This is a genomic window from Enterobacter sp. HSTU-ASh6 (assembly GCF_026319105.1).
Lineage (GTDB): Bacteria > Pseudomonadota > Gammaproteobacteria > Enterobacterales > Enterobacteriaceae > Enterobacter > Enterobacter sichuanensis.
On the sequence record NZ_WSPD01000002.1, the window covers coordinates 1 to 14,706 of the forward strand.

Annotated in this window: 13 protein-coding genes and 1 tRNA gene; 4 read left to right on the top strand and 10 right to left on the bottom strand. The window is 58.2% G+C overall.

From position 1 onward, the window contains the following. Nucleotides 1-192: 192 nt before the first annotated feature. The 6 genes from GM298_RS02205 to GM298_RS02230 form a co-directional block, all read right to left on the bottom strand. Nucleotides 193-268, bottom strand: a tRNA-Asn gene (locus tag GM298_RS02205). Between the two features lie 167 nt (nucleotides 269-435). Further along, nucleotides 436-2,625, bottom strand: coding sequence for a TonB-dependent siderophore receptor (locus GM298_RS02210; RefSeq protein WP_095441710.1), 2,190 nt, complete (start codon nucleotides 2,623-2,625; stop codon nucleotides 436-438). A gap of 26 nt (nucleotides 2,626-2,651) precedes the next feature. Next, a complete protein-coding gene (locus GM298_RS02215; RefSeq protein ID WP_059385169.1) occupies nucleotides 2,652-3,977 on the bottom strand; it encodes a lysine N(6)-hydroxylase/L-ornithine N(5)-oxygenase family protein in 1,326 nt (441 codons plus the stop codon). After that, nucleotides 3,974-5,716, bottom strand: coding sequence for an aerobactin synthase IucC (gene iucC / locus GM298_RS02220; RefSeq protein WP_323138405.1), 1,743 nt, complete (start codon nucleotides 5,714-5,716; stop codon nucleotides 3,974-3,976). The genes GM298_RS02215 and iucC overlap by 4 nt, the downstream gene beginning before the upstream one ends. Beyond that, entirely contained in the window at nucleotides 5,713-6,660 is a 948-nt protein-coding gene (locus GM298_RS02225; RefSeq protein ID WP_266153499.1) for a GNAT family N-acetyltransferase, read from the bottom strand. The genes iucC and GM298_RS02225 overlap by 4 nt, the downstream gene beginning before the upstream one ends. Then, the gene (locus GM298_RS02230; protein ID WP_266153500.1) at nucleotides 6,660-8,402 is read right to left on the bottom strand and encodes an IucA/IucC family protein; all 1,743 of its coding nucleotides are present in this window, start codon (nucleotides 8,400-8,402) and stop codon (nucleotides 6,660-6,662) included. The genes GM298_RS02225 and GM298_RS02230 overlap by 1 nt, the downstream gene beginning before the upstream one ends. Nucleotides 8,403-8,540: 138 nt before the next feature. Here GM298_RS02230 and GM298_RS02235 point away from each other — a divergent pair, with 138 nt between their 5' ends. Further along, nucleotides 8,541-9,752 (top strand): MFS transporter, encoded by a 1,212-nt coding sequence (locus tag GM298_RS02235; RefSeq protein ID WP_266153502.1) that lies wholly within the window; start codon nucleotides 8,541-8,543, stop codon nucleotides 9,750-9,752. On the opposite strand, the gene mtfA is transcribed toward GM298_RS02235, so the two are convergent. Both mtfA and GM298_RS02245 read right to left on the bottom strand, forming a co-directional pair. After that, the gene (gene mtfA / locus GM298_RS02240) at nucleotides 9,749-10,546 is read right to left on the bottom strand and encodes a DgsA anti-repressor MtfA (RefSeq protein ID WP_025758678.1); all 798 of its coding nucleotides are present in this window, start codon (nucleotides 10,544-10,546) and stop codon (nucleotides 9,749-9,751) included. The two genes, GM298_RS02235 and mtfA, sit on opposite strands and share 4 nt — an antisense overlap. Before the next feature lie 192 nt (nucleotides 10,547-10,738). Next, the gene (locus tag GM298_RS02245) at nucleotides 10,739-11,149 is read right to left on the bottom strand and encodes a hypothetical protein (protein WP_262746213.1); all 411 of its coding nucleotides are present in this window, start codon (nucleotides 11,147-11,149) and stop codon (nucleotides 10,739-10,741) included. 297 nt (nucleotides 11,150-11,446) lie between these two features. Here GM298_RS02245 and GM298_RS02250 point away from each other — a divergent pair, with 297 nt between their 5' ends. Next, nucleotides 11,447-11,827: a tail fiber domain-containing protein gene (locus GM298_RS02250; protein ID WP_025758675.1), complete on the top strand. Its 381-nt coding sequence runs from the start codon at nucleotides 11,447-11,449 to the stop codon at nucleotides 11,825-11,827. A gap of 45 nt (nucleotides 11,828-11,872) precedes the next feature. Here GM298_RS02250 and GM298_RS02255 read toward each other — a convergent pair whose 3' ends face one another. Beyond that, the gene (locus GM298_RS02255) at nucleotides 11,873-12,415 is read right to left on the bottom strand and encodes a chorismate mutase (RefSeq protein WP_266153503.1); all 543 of its coding nucleotides are present in this window, start codon (nucleotides 12,413-12,415) and stop codon (nucleotides 11,873-11,875) included. A 278-nt stretch (nucleotides 12,416-12,693) separates the two neighbouring features. On the opposite strand from GM298_RS02255, the gene traF reads away from it, so the two are divergent. Both traF and GM298_RS02265 read left to right on the top strand, forming a co-directional pair. Further along, nucleotides 12,694-13,899: a conjugal transfer protein TraF gene (gene traF / locus GM298_RS02260; protein WP_266153504.1), complete on the top strand. Its 1,206-nt coding sequence runs from the start codon at nucleotides 12,694-12,696 to the stop codon at nucleotides 13,897-13,899. Between the two features lie 91 nt (nucleotides 13,900-13,990). Further along, nucleotides 13,991-14,254 carry a polymyxin B resistance protein pmrD gene (locus GM298_RS02265; protein WP_266153505.1) on the top strand — a complete coding sequence of 88 codons (264 nt, stop codon included), beginning with the start codon at nucleotides 13,991-13,993 and terminating at the stop codon, nucleotides 14,252-14,254. Between the two features lie 55 nt (nucleotides 14,255-14,309). Here the strand turns inward: GM298_RS02265 and GM298_RS02270 are convergent, their stop codons facing one another. Then, nucleotides 14,310-14,705, bottom strand: a complete 396-nt coding sequence (locus tag GM298_RS02270) for a flagellar protein FlhE (RefSeq protein ID WP_323138407.1) — start codon at nucleotides 14,703-14,705, stop codon at nucleotides 14,310-14,312. Nucleotide 14,706 lies beyond the last annotated feature (1 nt).

Sequence of the window (14,706 nt, forward strand, 5' to 3'; positions counted from 1 at the left end):
TGCGATGGTGCGGGACAATAAAAAATGGGTGGCAGGTTAGTCGTCAGCCGTTGACTTTAAACACAGCTGCTCACCCCAACCCTCTCCCGTGGGAGAGGGTGCACACACTAAAAACGGCAACCGGGTTACCGTTTTGCATTTACCTTGCGTAGAAAAGCAAAAAGCCTGCTTTAAAAGCAGGCTTTTCAAATTTGGCTCCTCTGACTGGACTCGAACCAGTGACATACGGATTAACAGTCCGCCGTTCTACCGACTGAACTACAGAGGAATGGTGTGAACGAGGCGCATAGTAACGACCTCAGTACGCCTTGTCAAAGGGGGAAAACACCCTTTTTGATCGTTTGCCGACAATTTCAGCAAATCGCTGATTTTATAGCAAAATCGCGCTGAAATTACACAAGAAGTGCGCCGCCCGCAGGCAGGCGGCGCGATGACTTAGAACAGGACGGAGTAGTTCAGACCAAACGTACGCCCGCGGCCTTTATAGGTATACAGACCCGGTGCGCCATACGTTGGGCTGTACAGCCCCGGTGCACGTTGGCCCCAGGCGGTGGTGTAGTCCTTGTCCAGCAGGTTTTCCACGCTGAAGCTGACTTTACCCACCGGCAGGGCGTAGCTGCCAAGGAAGTCGACGGTGTTATAGCCGTCGATCTTCTTACCATCGGCATCAGAGACGTCAAAGGTCTGCGTACTCTGCACGCGCAGGGTCCAGTCGCCCGGTGCCCAGTTGACCCAGGCGCTGGCTTTCGACGGGCTGGCGCTGTCAACCGTCAGCTTCTCCCATTTGCCGTTTTCACGGGTTTCGGACTTAATGGCGTTGAAGTTTGCGCCCGTGCTCCAGTCGCTGTCGGTGAAGAAATAGTCCACCTGACCTTCCACCCCGTAGATACGACGCTTGTCGTCTTCGAGGTTAATCGTCATGTCCGTCTTGTTGATGGTGATGGTTTTATCCGAGAGCGAGTAATAGGCCGCGACCTGCGTGCGCAGGTTATCCCCGGTATAACGCCAGCCCAGCTCATACGCGTTGACCTTGATGCCATCCAGTTTCGAATCGTTCACGTTCACGCTGTTAACCAGACGATAGTGCCCGTCGACAAGCTGATAGGTGCCGGAACCGTAATATTTCGCCAGGTCAGGAATTTCGAAGCCCTGAGAGAAGTTAAACCACAGCTGCTGCTGTTCGGTCAGGCGGCCAAGGATCCCGGCGTTAAACAGGAAGTTGTTGTAATCCGTTTTCCCACCCGGTACCGCGTCTGCGGAGGTGGCTTTCCCGGTGGCGATGGCCTGCTGCTGGGCGTAACCAACAAAGTCGTCCACCTTGTTTTCGGTGTACTGGTAACGCACGCCGCCGCTCAGGGTAATGGCGTCAATGTCGTAGCTCGCCTGCAGGAACGGGGCGAGGTTGGTGATGCTGTAACCCGGATAACGGCCCACGTTGTAGGCGTTGTCCAGCTTCATGCCGCCGCTCGCCGCCGCTTTACTCAGGTCGAAGAACTGCTGGTTGGCATCAAAGGTTTCGTGATCGGCATCCACACCCCAGGTCAGCGTCAGGTCATCCACCGGTTTGCTGTTAAGCGTCAGCTTGCCGCCGTAAAAATCGGTTTTCTGCTGGGAGGCGCCAATGCTGGTCACCGCCCCTTTGCTCAGGGTCGGGAACGGGTAGTAGGTCAGGCTCTCGTCACGATAGTAGATCTGCGCAACCAGGTCCTGACCCCAGAAATCGGTATTGGAGTACTGCAGGTTAATCAGATGGCGCTCGGTACCAGGAATACGATCAGAGTCCAGGTTATTTTTGTTATACGCCGTGGCATCACCCGTTACCGCCGAGAAGTTTTTCCCGAGATAGAGGCCATGCTTGCCGTCGGATTCGCTCTTGTAGTACTGCGTGGTTAACTGCAACTGCTGGTGATCGTCAATGTTGATGGTGCCCGTGCCCATCACATCAATACGGTCGGAATACTGTAAGCCGGTCTGGGTGTTATCGATAATCACCTCGTCACCGTTGCCGTCATACCAGCCGCCGTAGCGCTGATAGGAGACCGACAGACGGCCGGACGCGTTATCATTCCCGCCGCTGACCGCCGCCGACACGTTCTCATCGTGATCGTTATGGCTGTTAAAGCCGCTTTTGGCACCGGTCTGGAACTCAACCTCAGTCTCCGGCTGGCCTTTTTTGGTGACGATGTTCACCAGACCCCCGGTACTGCCGCCGCCGTAGAGCGAGGTGGCGCCGGAGATCACTTCGATACGGTCGATGTTGAACGGATCGATCGAGTCAAGCTGACGGCTGTCGCTGCGGGACGAGTTCAGACGCACGCCGTCCACCATCACCATCATCGAACGACCGCGCAGGTTCATACCGTAGTTGGTACGCCCCTGGCTGCTGACGTCCATGCCCGGTATCAGCTGCGCCAGCACGTCTTTAATCTCTTTCCCCCCCTGAACCTGCTGCTCAATTTCAGCCCGCTCAATAACCCAGGTGGTCTGCGCCATCTCCGCCACGCTGCGGTGCGCGCGGCTGGCGGAGACAACGATATTTTCTTCCTTTTGTTCTTCTGCCCATGCAGAGGTAGAAAGCATTGCAAGCAAGCACGGATTTAAAACCCAAAGATGAGAACGTTTCATTGTTATGTTGATCCTGAATGTGTGTGTCAGTACTCAGTCGTTTTGGCTAACGATTTAAAAACCTGGCTGCTCTCCGGGCTGGCGGTGCTGCGCCAGTGGATCACGCCGGGGGTAGTGGCCAGCTCAAACGGCTCATCGCCGTGCGCGCGATTCAGAATTCGCGCTGCACGCCAGGCCATCAGGCTGAGCTGGGGTTCGGCAATGCCGAGACGGTGCATCCCGGCATTCACGGCAAACAGGCGATTGCTCTGCGGGCCGTCCCATTCAAGGGTGAAGTCGTTGTTGATACAGAAGGCGTCGTCCGTATCCAGATGGAGGCGGTGAGACAAAGGCGCGAGGAACGCCGGCTGTACGGCACGGTAGCCGGTGGCAAAAATCACTACGTCGCTCTCCAGCTGCTCGCTGCCGCCGTCGAGATGATGCTGTATGCTCAGGCGCTGCCCGTTTTGCAGCCGCGTCAGCGCGGTCACCGAGCGGGACGGCATCAGGTGCGCCCAGGGTTTTTCACGCAGCACTTCAAAGCGGTGGTACATGGCGCGGTAAATGGCCAGCAGGGACTCGGTGGTGATCCCGTCGGAGGTCATCTTCTGCTCGTGCAGCATCTGGCGACGGGCCTCTTCACCGAGCGTGGAGAAGCTGTCCACGTACTCCGGCGTGAAATACTCGTTGGCAAATGCGGCCTCATCCAGCGCGTTGTAATTGTTGCGGCGTGACACCCAGTTCAGGCTCAGCGGCTGTCCCCATTCCCCGCGGAAGATATTTAAAAACAGGTCGGCACCGCTCTGCCCGCCGCCGACGATAGTCACGCGCTTGCCCGCCAGATCCGGCGTGCGCAGCATCATCTCGCTGGCGTGGAAGCAGGTATCGTCCTGCACCGTGACGCAGTCGGGCAGATTGATCTGTTTGCCAATCCCTACGCAGACGTGGCGTGCCAGGAAGCGATCGCGCTGGGTTACCACCTCAAACAGGCCGCTGTTCTCATCAAAACTGACCTGCTGCACCTGCTGGCTGAAGGCGAGGTTGGTGAGGTTTTCCGCCGCCCAGCACAGGTAATCGGCAAACTCTTCGCGAGAGACGGTGCGCTGCTCGGTGGTCAGAAAGCGGTAGAACTTTTTACGCTGCACCAGGTAGTTGAGGAAGCTGTGGCGGTTGGTAGGCTCCACGGCGCTGACCAGATCCTTCAGGAAGCTGGTCTGCATGTGGCAGTCCGGCACCATCATTCCCGGGTGCCAGGAAAAATGCGGTTTACGCTCAAGGAACAGCGAGCTAAAGCCGTCCAGCCCCTCTGCGAGGGCGGCGATGCTGAGGTTAAACGGGCCAATACCAATGCCGATGAAATCATAGGTTTTCATTGCGCTGACTCCCGTGAGGCCAGAAAAAGGGGGTTATCGAGGTCGGAGACGTAGTTCGGCAGCATGCGGCTGCCGCCGTCGTGTTCGGAGAAGGTCAGTTTGACCGGGTTGAGGATCACGCGAATGATCTGCGGCCTGAAGAGATCGAATTTGGCAAAGCGCTCCGCCAGATCCGGGTGCGCAGCCATATAGCGCTGCAGCACGCCGGCGAGGATCTGGTAGAAACGCGTTTCGCTGACCCCGCTTTGCTGGGTAAGACGCGAGATAAACCGCAGCACCGTCACAAAGTTGCCGGTTTGCAGGTCGTGAATGATGTAATCCGCGCTCAGGCGCGCCGTGACGGTTTTCACCTGCTCCGGCAGGCTCTGCGCCTGCGGGAAATCCTCATCCACCAGGCGCATATCGCCCTGGAAATCCTTCAGCAGGATGCGCTGTGGGACGTAATCTTTCATCACCAGCGTCACGTTCTGCCCGTGGGCGATGAGCGCCACGCCGTAGCGACACAGCAGGTGATAGAACGGGATCACCGTCGCCTTAAACAGCTTTTCCAGCCACGCTTCGGCGCTTAACCCCGAGTGTGTGATCCACGCGTCAATCAGCGGACGCCCGGCGTTATCGGTCTCCATCAGCGCCGCCATCAGCACCGCCTGTTCACCGTCCTGCAGATAGCAGGAGGGGTTTTCCCGCCAGATCACGCCCAGCATCTCCTGGTAGCGATAGGGCGCTTTCGGCAATGCGGCATAACCCGGATGCGAGAGATACCCCGCCGCAGGTTCGCCAAGCACCTGCGCGCCAGAGCGGATAAGGGTGGCGTCACTGGTGAACTGCTGCTGTAACCAGCGCGACGCCAGCGGCCCGGCAGCAATGTACTTGCCCGGAATACCGCGATAGCAGGAGGTGTTGTAGATGGTCAGGGGCAGCTTGATATCATATTTCGTACGACGGCTGGCGTTGGTCAGCGTGCGCAGGGACTGCTGCGCCAGGTACTCATCGCCAAATTCGCCCAGCTCCACCATCTCACCGCGCGCCAGCTGGGCCAGGAAATGAATGGCGATCTTCTGCTGCCACTGCCACGGGTGCAGCGGCACCGGTAGCCAGCTGTCGTTGAGCCCCAGCGCCTGCCAGCAGGCGTCAAACCGGGTGCGCTCGGCGTTGTCCATCGCGCTGGCCAGCAGATTGTGAATGTCGCAATCGGCGTCGCTGCTCCAGACCAGTTGCTCGCGCTTAACGGCGACCCAGTGCAGGCGAAAACGCCCGCGGTATTCCGGCGCGTACTGGCGCAGCGCATCCAGCCCCCAGCCGCGGCGTCCCTTGTTAAAAATAAACTTCGGATGGCCGCTCATCAGACACTGCAGTTCGTCCGGGTCGAGGTGGATAAGCGCGTCGGCATCCAGCGCTTCACGCGCCTGCAGCAATTGAATATCGCCCCGCAGCGTGGCGTAGAGATCTTCCAGATGCTCAGCCGTTTGCGCATCGCTCATCTCCAGCACCGTGGCCAGCTGCAGCAGCGCGCTTTCGGCTTCAATGGCCGCGCCGCTCACGGCGGTCAGGCTGTTCGGGTCGATATGCAGCCAGCCCCAGATCCCGCGCGTGGCGTGAAACTGCCAGGTTTCGCTGCCCATGGTGATTTGCCAGCGGTCCGCGTCCAGGGACTCGGCGCGCAGGGTGCGTTCGTATTCCAGCTCGGCGAGGATCTTCGCCACCATCTCACGGTTCACTTTTTGCCAGAGTGCGTTCACAGGCCCACCTCGCTGAAGAAGCGGTGACGTTCGCTCATGATGAGGCGCGAACGCTTGTGCGGGAAATCGAACTCTTTGACGGTGTCGAAACCGGCGGTAGCCAGATGGCGGAACAGGCGCTGGTTGTCAAAACGTGGCTCGGCGACAATCCGCATGGTGCGCGGTTCATCCATAAACAGATAGTGGCTCAGGCCGCGCAGCCAGCTGCGGATATACTGCGCGCCGCGCCAGTTCTCTTCCCCGACCAGCATATGCAGCCCGCGGTCAAACGGCTGCCAGCGATAGTGTCGACCAATGCGATCTTCCGGCGCCCAGTAAAGCTCAAAATAGCCGAACGGCCGATCGTCAAAGCAGCCGATAACCGGATAGCAGTACGTCGAATCAAGCTGACGGCGCAGGTAGTTCTCCTGCTCGGCCTGCGGGCCGGCCATCTCCCAGAAGGCGTTGACGCGTGGATTGTTCATCCATTGGGTAAAACGTTCGCCGTCCAGCGCCACGTCCGCCACGCGGAAGCTCAGGGTGCGTTTAATCTGCGGATCGTAACGGCGATAGACTTCGCCCTGCGGACGGTGAGGGCGCAGCGGGAAGTAGAGCTGACGGCTCTCATCAAACTGCATGCCACCGCTGGCCTGCGGACGTTCGTCTTTAAGCCACAGCGGCAGCTGCCAGAAGGTCTCGCGGGCCAGATAATCCCCGTGAGCCTGGCGAAACAGCGCCTGCGCCTGGGGTTCATCCTGCCAGACCGCCCACGGCAGCGTGATGCCGGTCAGCGACGGTGCGGCGACGAACAGCTGATCCAGCGCCTCGACCAGCCAGCCGTCCGGGATGTCGTTCAGGCGCTCAAGTACCGCGCTGCCGTCGAGACCCAGGCTCAGCGGAAGAGATTTATCCGTTGTGGTGCAGCGAAAGCCGTAGCCGGAATGGACGATATTCGCGTTAGCCATCACGCCTTCTCCTTGTAAAACGGGTTGCTAAAGTCGAAATAGATCACCGCCGGGTCGGCAATGGTGTTTTCGTTGCGGTCGTGCAGGTAGCAGAAGAAATTGCCTTTGCAGTTCCAGGTCGGGCTGTCGAGCACGTAGTCAAGGCAGCGGGTCTGCTTCGCGGTCTGGCGCAGTCCGCCCAGCGCGTCACGCACCCGGGTCATCAGGCTCTCTTCGCTGTCGAAACCGGCAGCGGCGAGGGCGGCGGTGACGGCGAGTGTGGAGTTCAGCAGCAGGTAATAGGGGAAGTAGCGCAGCAGCTGGCTCTCGCCGAAGCGGTTTTCCACCTCGCTTTCGCCCGCCTCCTGCAGCCACGCGTCGGCCCCTTCGGTCCAGGCGCTGCCCTGGCAGTCACGGTAGATGAGCCCGACGGGGAAATCCTGCTGCATCTCAACGAGGATATTTTGCTGGTGTGCCAGCAGCACCAGACCGTAGTCCGCCTCGGCGCTGAACAGCGGGAGGAGCACGCGGTCGCAATAGGCGTCCAGCCAGCAGCGCGCGGCCTGGGCTAGCGGTAAATTCAGCCGCTGGCTAAGACGGCGCACCGCCGCAGCCAGCAGGCTATCACCGCCGTCCGGCGCGGCCTGCGTCAGGCTCACCAGCACGTTGGTTTGCGTAGCCGGGGTATCAAACAGCAGGTTGACGCGTAGCGCCATCAGGCTCTCTTCCTGAATGGTGCCGCTTTCGTCACGCAGACCCGCCCAGCCGTCTTCCTGCATGACGCGCATGGTGGGGTAGCGCGCCTGGAGTTCCTGCCAGCGCGCCGTCTTCGCCAGACGCGCCAGGCGCATCCCGCGTTTAACCTCTTTCACCGACAGCGTGCGCACCGAGTTGGTCAGGCGCACGCTGAGGGAAAACTTAATCATGTCGCTGTTGGTTTCGCTGTACAGCGAGCGGGAAGAGCTTGTCGGCAGCCATTGTGCGCCCGCTTCGCCCAGATCCTGCAGAGCACCCTTCGTCACCAGCCGCTGGCACCACGCCTGCTCCAGCAGATACTCCGCCTGCCACGGATGCATCGGCAGCAGCCAGCGGGTGTCGGTGAAGTGGCCGAGCAGCTCAGGCGCGCTCTGGGCGGCGAAGCGCAGCAGGCGTTCGCGCAGGGAGACGTTCAGGCTGTCGCCGGCAATCAGTTCGCTCTCAACGGCAAACCAGCGCAGCGGGAAGCGGGAGGCAAAATCGGGCAAATAGCGACGCGCTTCGGCTTCGTTAAACGGCTCGTGCGATTTCGGGGCCGGGTGAAACGCATGCCCCACCAGCAGCGCCTGTTCCGCCTCGGCGAACGTCAGCGGCGTGTCGCGCAGGGTTGCCCAGCGGTGACGCAGGTCGATCGCCTGCCAGGTGTGGGCATGGCTTTCAAGGACGCGCTGTTTAAAACGCGCCAGCGTATCGGCATCCAGTGAGCCTTTTACAGAGGGTTTTTCAAGAATTAAATCAACAAGTTGAGGGAAAGTGACGGCGTCACCATGGTCGCTGTCGCTCTGGATAAGCGTTGCCGGGAAACGGTACTGATGATGCTGGGTTGGGGAAAAATAGTGTACTGAAACCCGAATGGCCTGGGTTGGCGAGAGCGGGATATGGATCTGCGATAACGCATCCGCACAGGTCGCGGGGAGATAGCGCCAGTCCTTCGTTTCGCGCAACAGGGCGTTTAAAAAACATTGGGCCGCAACGTCTGTACCGGCAGAGCGGGGCAGAGTACGCATAGGTGTACCTCATTCCATGACTGATAATAATTCTCGTTATGATATTCATTCTGTTTACAGTCGCAACTATTTTTGCAATATTTGTTTTCATAAAGTTCATGATTTCCACACATTTATTGACACTATGTTCACAATTCTATGCGCTCACTTTCTGACACTCTGACGGACAATCTCACCCCGAAAGCGAACTGGCCCCTGGCATTGTGTGCAGGTTTATTAGGGATCGGACAAAACGGTTTGCTGGTGATGCTGCCGCAGCTGGTCACCCTGACCGGACTCTCGCTCTCCGTCTGGGCGGGTCTGTTGATGTTCGGATCGATGCTCTTTTTACCGGCTTCACCCTGGTGGGGACGCCAGAGCGAGCGGCACGGTTGTAAAAGCGTGATGCTGGCCGCGCTCAGCGGCTATCTGGCCAGTTTTGTCGTCATGGCGCTGGTGGTCTGGGCGATGGCCGACGGGAGGCTGGATACCGCCTGGGGGCTGGCGGGGCTGGTTCTCTCGCGAACGCTGTACGGCCTGACGGTCTCCGGGCTGGTGCCTGCGGCCCAGACGTGGGCGATTCAGCGTGCGGGGCTGGAGAAAAGAATGGCCGCGCTGGCGACAATCAGCTCCGGTCTCAGCTGCGGGCGTCTGCTCGGTCCGCCGCTGGCGGCGATGATGCTCAGCGTTAACCCGGTGGCGCCGCTGTGGCTGATGGCGATCGCGCCGTTAATCGCTCTGCTGCTGGTGCTGCGCGAAGTCGCCGATCCGCCGCTGCCGCCGGTGGCGCACCAGTCGACCCGGCTAACCGCAGCAATGCTGCCGTTCCTGCTGCTGGCGCTGCTGCTGGCGGCGCTGGTGAGTCTGATGCAGCTTGGCCTGTCACCGCATCTTAGCCCGTTGCTGAACGGTAACGCCCGGGAGATTAGTCATCATGTCGCGGTCCTGCTGAGCCTGGCCGCGCTGGCCACGCTCGCTGCGCAGTTTCTGGTGGTTCGCCCGCAGCATTTCAGCCCGGTCACCTTGCTCTGCCTGGCGGCGGGGCTGATGGTTGTCGGCCTTGGGGTGATGTGTATTGCGGGTGTCGCGCTGTTCTACGTGGGGATCGTCATCACCTCGCTGGGGGCGGCCATGGCGACGCCCGGCTATCAGCTGCTGCTGAACGACAGGTTGACGACAGGGAAAGGGGCGGGGGTGATTGCCACCAGCCATACGTTAGGCTACGGCGTCAGCGCGCTGCTGGTCCCGCTGGTAACGCGCGTATCCGGTGAGTCGTCGTTAATCGCGGCCGCCTGGGGAATGGCGCTGCTGTTTTTGGCCCTGAGCGTAGGGGTATGGTCAGCTGAGCGAACCCCGGCCGGCAGGCGCTAGTGGACCTGGCGGGCAGACGCGCCGCCAGACTCCTCATGCTGTCGCAGACGCTTAAGCGGATCCTGCTGATAAAAGTGGCAGAAACGCTGCCATAGCGCCGGGAAACGGGGCGCGAAGAGTTCGGGTGCGCTGAAGAAATACTCTGACAGCACCGCAAAACACTCGGCGGGATCGGTCGCCGCGTAGGCATCGATGCTGGCCGCGCTTTCCCCCACCAGGTCAATTTCGTCCTGGATGTTATCCATCGCCGCGTGCAGATCGTGCTCCCACCCCGCGACGTCGCGAAGTGGGATCAGCGGCACGCCGCTGGCGCGATCGCCGTTGCGGGTATCCAGCTTATGCGCCACCTCATGAATAATGAGATTAAAACCGGACGCGTCGAACGAGTCCTGAATATCGAGCCAGTTGAGGATAATCGGCCCTTGCTGCCAGCTTTGCCCGGACTGCACCACGCGCTGGTTATGCACCAGCCCGATATCATCTTCCCACTCGTCATCCACCACGAACGGCGCAGGGTAGATCAGCACCTCGTGGAAACCGTCCAGCCACTCAATACCGAGTTCAAGCACTGGCAGGCAGAACAGCAGGGCGATGCGCGCACTTTTATGGGCATCCAGCTCAAACCCCTGCAGCGGGACCAGCCGCTTTTGCTGCAAAAAGCGATCCGCCAGCTGAATCAGCTTTGACTGTTCATCCGGCTGGAGACTGGCCAGCACGGGGATCGCCAGCGCGTCATCCCACGGCAGCGCCGCATGTTGACCAGCATCATTTGATTTCCAGGGCCACTTAATCATCGCTTTGCTCGCAAACTCGTCACGTGAACAAAATTGAAAGGTCAGGTTAACATGCCAAAGAACCCGGCATGAAGGCAACTACAAAACGTTGAGATGTCGGAATGGCAGAAGAGGCCAGCCTCTCTGCCGTTATTCAACCACTTATCCCGTTTCCTTTCAGTGATAAAAATCCCACATGCGTGCAAAAGCAGATCAGGCAGAAGTCTTCATCACTTTGTTCAGAATCAGTCTGTCCAGGCGCTGCGATACCTGCGTACAGATCACCTCGACACTCTGATCCTGATGGTACAGGGCGTAGTGTAGCGCTTCAGGCGAAATATGCGCTGAGCTGGCTTGCGTGTCGGCTTTCGCTTTTATCGCCCTGGCGAGGGCATAACGTGCCGCGTTTGCCCGCTTCTTATCGTAGTGTTTAAGCGCATCAATTTTTTGATGACACGCTTTCAGTCTCTCCTCTGGTGAAACTGCGGTAACCGGGGTGACCTCTTCTGCAACCGGTGCTGGTGCTGCGGCGGCGGCTGGCGGTGCCACCTGAACCGGTAGCTCACGCTTTGTCTGGCACGCCGTCAGGCCCACTGCCGCAATCAACAAAATAACAGTTCTCATGATGACCCTTGTGAGTGTAATGGGGGCAATATTTTACGCGATGCCCCCCGGTTCCAAATGTGTAATAAACGAATAGAACTGCACAGGAAGATTATTTTTAGACAGCGGACAGACGACCAGTTTATTCGCGATAATTGCTGACAATAATCAGCGCTTATTGTCCGGTAGCCCGTATGGTTTGAAATAAAAAATGTTGCTACCGTTTAATTGTCAGCGCGGGAATATCTTGCTGACACGCTTATTTTTAAATGCATAACTCTGAATATCCAGTGTCTCACACACATTTATGGAGTGATTATGGTGTTAAAGAAATCCGCGTTTATTGCTATACCTCTGCTGTTTTCTGCCTCTGCCCTGGCCGATGTTGGCTCCAGATGCTGTCCTTTCAGCGATGAAAGCCTGAAAGAAGATATTCGTCCGCTCGAAGGCTCTCTGGACAAAATTCTCCAGCTGGAAGGGGTCTCTTATACCTGGAAAGAGAATAAAAGCCAGGATGTCGGCTTAATCGCGCAGAATGTGGAAAAGGTCTACCCGGAACTGGTCAAAACGCAAGACGGGAAAAAACAGGTCGACTATCAAAAGCTGGTGGCCCCGCTGATTGAAGCCGTACGCGAACAGCAGAATGAAATTAAGGCCTTAAAGGCTGATGTTGCACAATGTGCATTGAAAAATAAGTAATGAAACCCTGAGCCCGTCGACATCATGACGGGCTCAGGCAGATCGTTAGCGACGTTTAATCTTCCCGAGCGCGTCAATCAGTTGTGCCTTCTCCAGGTCAGAGAGCTGCTTATCGTCCAGCAACCGGGCCAGCGTGCGGTCCTGCTCTTCACCAAACCCACCCCCGCTCAGGATTTGACGGCTAATCAGATTCAGGATCGTATTATCCAGTTGCAGAATTTGTGCTCTGACTTCTTTCAGGGGACGGGGCTGCCACGCTTTTTCTGGCTGTAAACGCCAGCGGTCAAGGTAGCGATACTGGATATTTTTACTGACGGCCATCTGCGTCTGGACAAACGCGTCAATACTCTGCGGATCCAGCATGGCGTCACGGGCAGCGCTCTGCGCCTTCAGGAGCACATTTTTTTCTCGCGGGAGATCCTCAACGGGAAGATGGTTCGCCGCCTTATAGCCTGCCACATCCTTCATCACGTCGAACCGTGTATTTAAGGCCTCTGCCAGTTCAGGCAGGGTTGCGGCGTTTACGGACGTGGCCAGAGAAGAGCCACACATTACTATTGATGAAACCACGACAGCGAAATAGTGCACGGTTTTTCTCTCACAAATAATGGTTGGGGATCTATTATGGCAGCCTGTTTTTTACAGGCAATCCTTTATAACGTTAATAAGCGATGACAATTGTAAGCATTTCGGATGATAGGGGAATAAATAATTTATTCTATTCACTAAAGTTGTTAATAGTGGAAAGGTCTTTAAGGTTATTGCCAGATAAACAGATTGAACTTCCTGATAGCATAATAAAGAGCAATTTATACCACACGCAATGTGCGTTATCACGCACCACTCAATATGACTCTGGAAATAAAATGAAAACGAATATTATTATGCGCAGCCTGTTAATTGCAGGCTTTAGCGCAACAGTCCCGTTTGCCTCGGCATCTTATAACGGCTTTGATGCCCGCAGCACCGCTATGGGGGGCACTGGCGTGGCGTCGGCACACTTTGGCGTGGCGCCACTGGTGAACCCGGCCCTGCTGGCGACGTCGCGCTCGCAGGATAAAATCAGCCTGATTGCACCGTCCCTCGGCGCGCAGGTCAGCGATCCGGCCAACCTGATTGATGGTTTTGATGATGTCAAATCGGCCTGGGACAGGCTGGAAAGCGCCATTGGTACCGGCAATGAGGCGCAGGCCGCAGGCAAACTGGGGGAGATGGTTGCTGGTCTTTCCGGGGAAAATGCGTACGCGAATGTCGGGCTGGCGATGGTGCTGGCGGTGCCGGATGATTCACTGCCCATCGCGCTATCCATTAACAGCTGGGCGAAGGGCAATGCCCGTGCGCTGGTCAGTCAGAGCGACCTGGAGTACCTCGAAGGCGTTGCCAATGGCTCCATTATACCGGTGAAGGAAGATCTGGATAAGCTGACCTCCCGCGCCGAAGGGATGGCGGCACTGGTCACTGAATATGGCGTGTCGATTGCCCGTCCGTTTACCGTGGGGGATATCCCTGCAGGGGTTGGCATCACGCCGAAGATCCAGCGTATTGAAACGTGGAACTACAACGTTGCCATCAACAATTATGACAGCTCCGATCTGCGCGATGGCAACTGGCAGCACCAGACCATGAGCGCCAACATCGACGCCGGTCTCTTTGCCTCGCCGACGCCGGGCTGGATGGTGGCGCTTTCCGCGCAAAACCTGTTTGAAAACCGCGTGAAAACCCGAGAGGTGAACGGCTATCAGCCTGCTTTTGTGATCCGTCCACAACTTACCGCCGGTACCGCCTGGCAAACCGGGCCAGTCACGCTGGGGGCCGATATTGACCTGACGCCGGTCAGCAATTTCCAGTATATCGACAAAAATCAGTACGCGGCCTTTGGCGCGGAATGGCGCACCGCCGACTGGGTGCAGCTGCGGGCGGGCTATCGTCTGGATATGCGCGGCAACGACCGCCGCGTGGTGACGGGCGGTGTCGGGCTTTCCGCTGGTGACGCCATGCAGTTTGACGTAACCGCCATTGCCGGACGCGACCGCACAATTGGCGGTGTTGCGCAATTTACCTTCTATTTCTGACCGATCCCGGCCGGGTAAGCGCAGCGCACCCGGCAAACATGACGGCTACGTTGTTGAACCCGGGACCCGGGTTTGTAATACAGGAGACGCTATGGAGTGGCGGGTTACCGATGTTGTCGAGTTAGCGGCCGCGCAGCGCTACGCGCTTACCCTGTGTGCTGAGCAGTTAAAGCTGGTGGCGGTCATCACCTCTTCAGCACCTGTAACTGCGGGCGATAGGCTTTATCCCGTGCGGGATGCGAAATACCTGATTAATAAAGACGAACACAGGGTCGTTAAGGTAATCAGCGCCGCCGCATTTACCCCTTTGCGCTGGAAATCGTTACAGACACCATGCGGTTTAAAAAAGCAATAAATGGCACGTTTCATTGTAGGCCCGTGCAAGCGTAGCGCCGCCGGGCAAAACTCATTCACCTCAGGTTACGGTAACTCACCGTAACCTGATTACTCAGCACCGTTAACGGGGCGTCAAGACGCCCGCCTGCCGCGGAATAATACTCGAAACGAAACGGTCCGCCTGCCGGCATACCGGCAGGCAGAGGCTGCTCGCCGGAAAAACCGGACAGCGGCAGGCAGCGAGCCGCGCTGCACAGGCGAATGCGAAACCCTGGCGGGGTCAGCCCATGGGTCGCAATTTTCCAGTGTACGCGGGAGGCCACGGCCCCCGCGGGCAGGGGAGAGGGGCTTTGCACCGGTTTGCTCTTCAGCACCTGCTGGCCCCGCGTCATCGTGCCGCCAAAGCTGCTGCTGCTCCAGGAGCCGTCCGCTGCCATGACCAGCGGCGAGATCAGAAGCAGTCCAGGCACC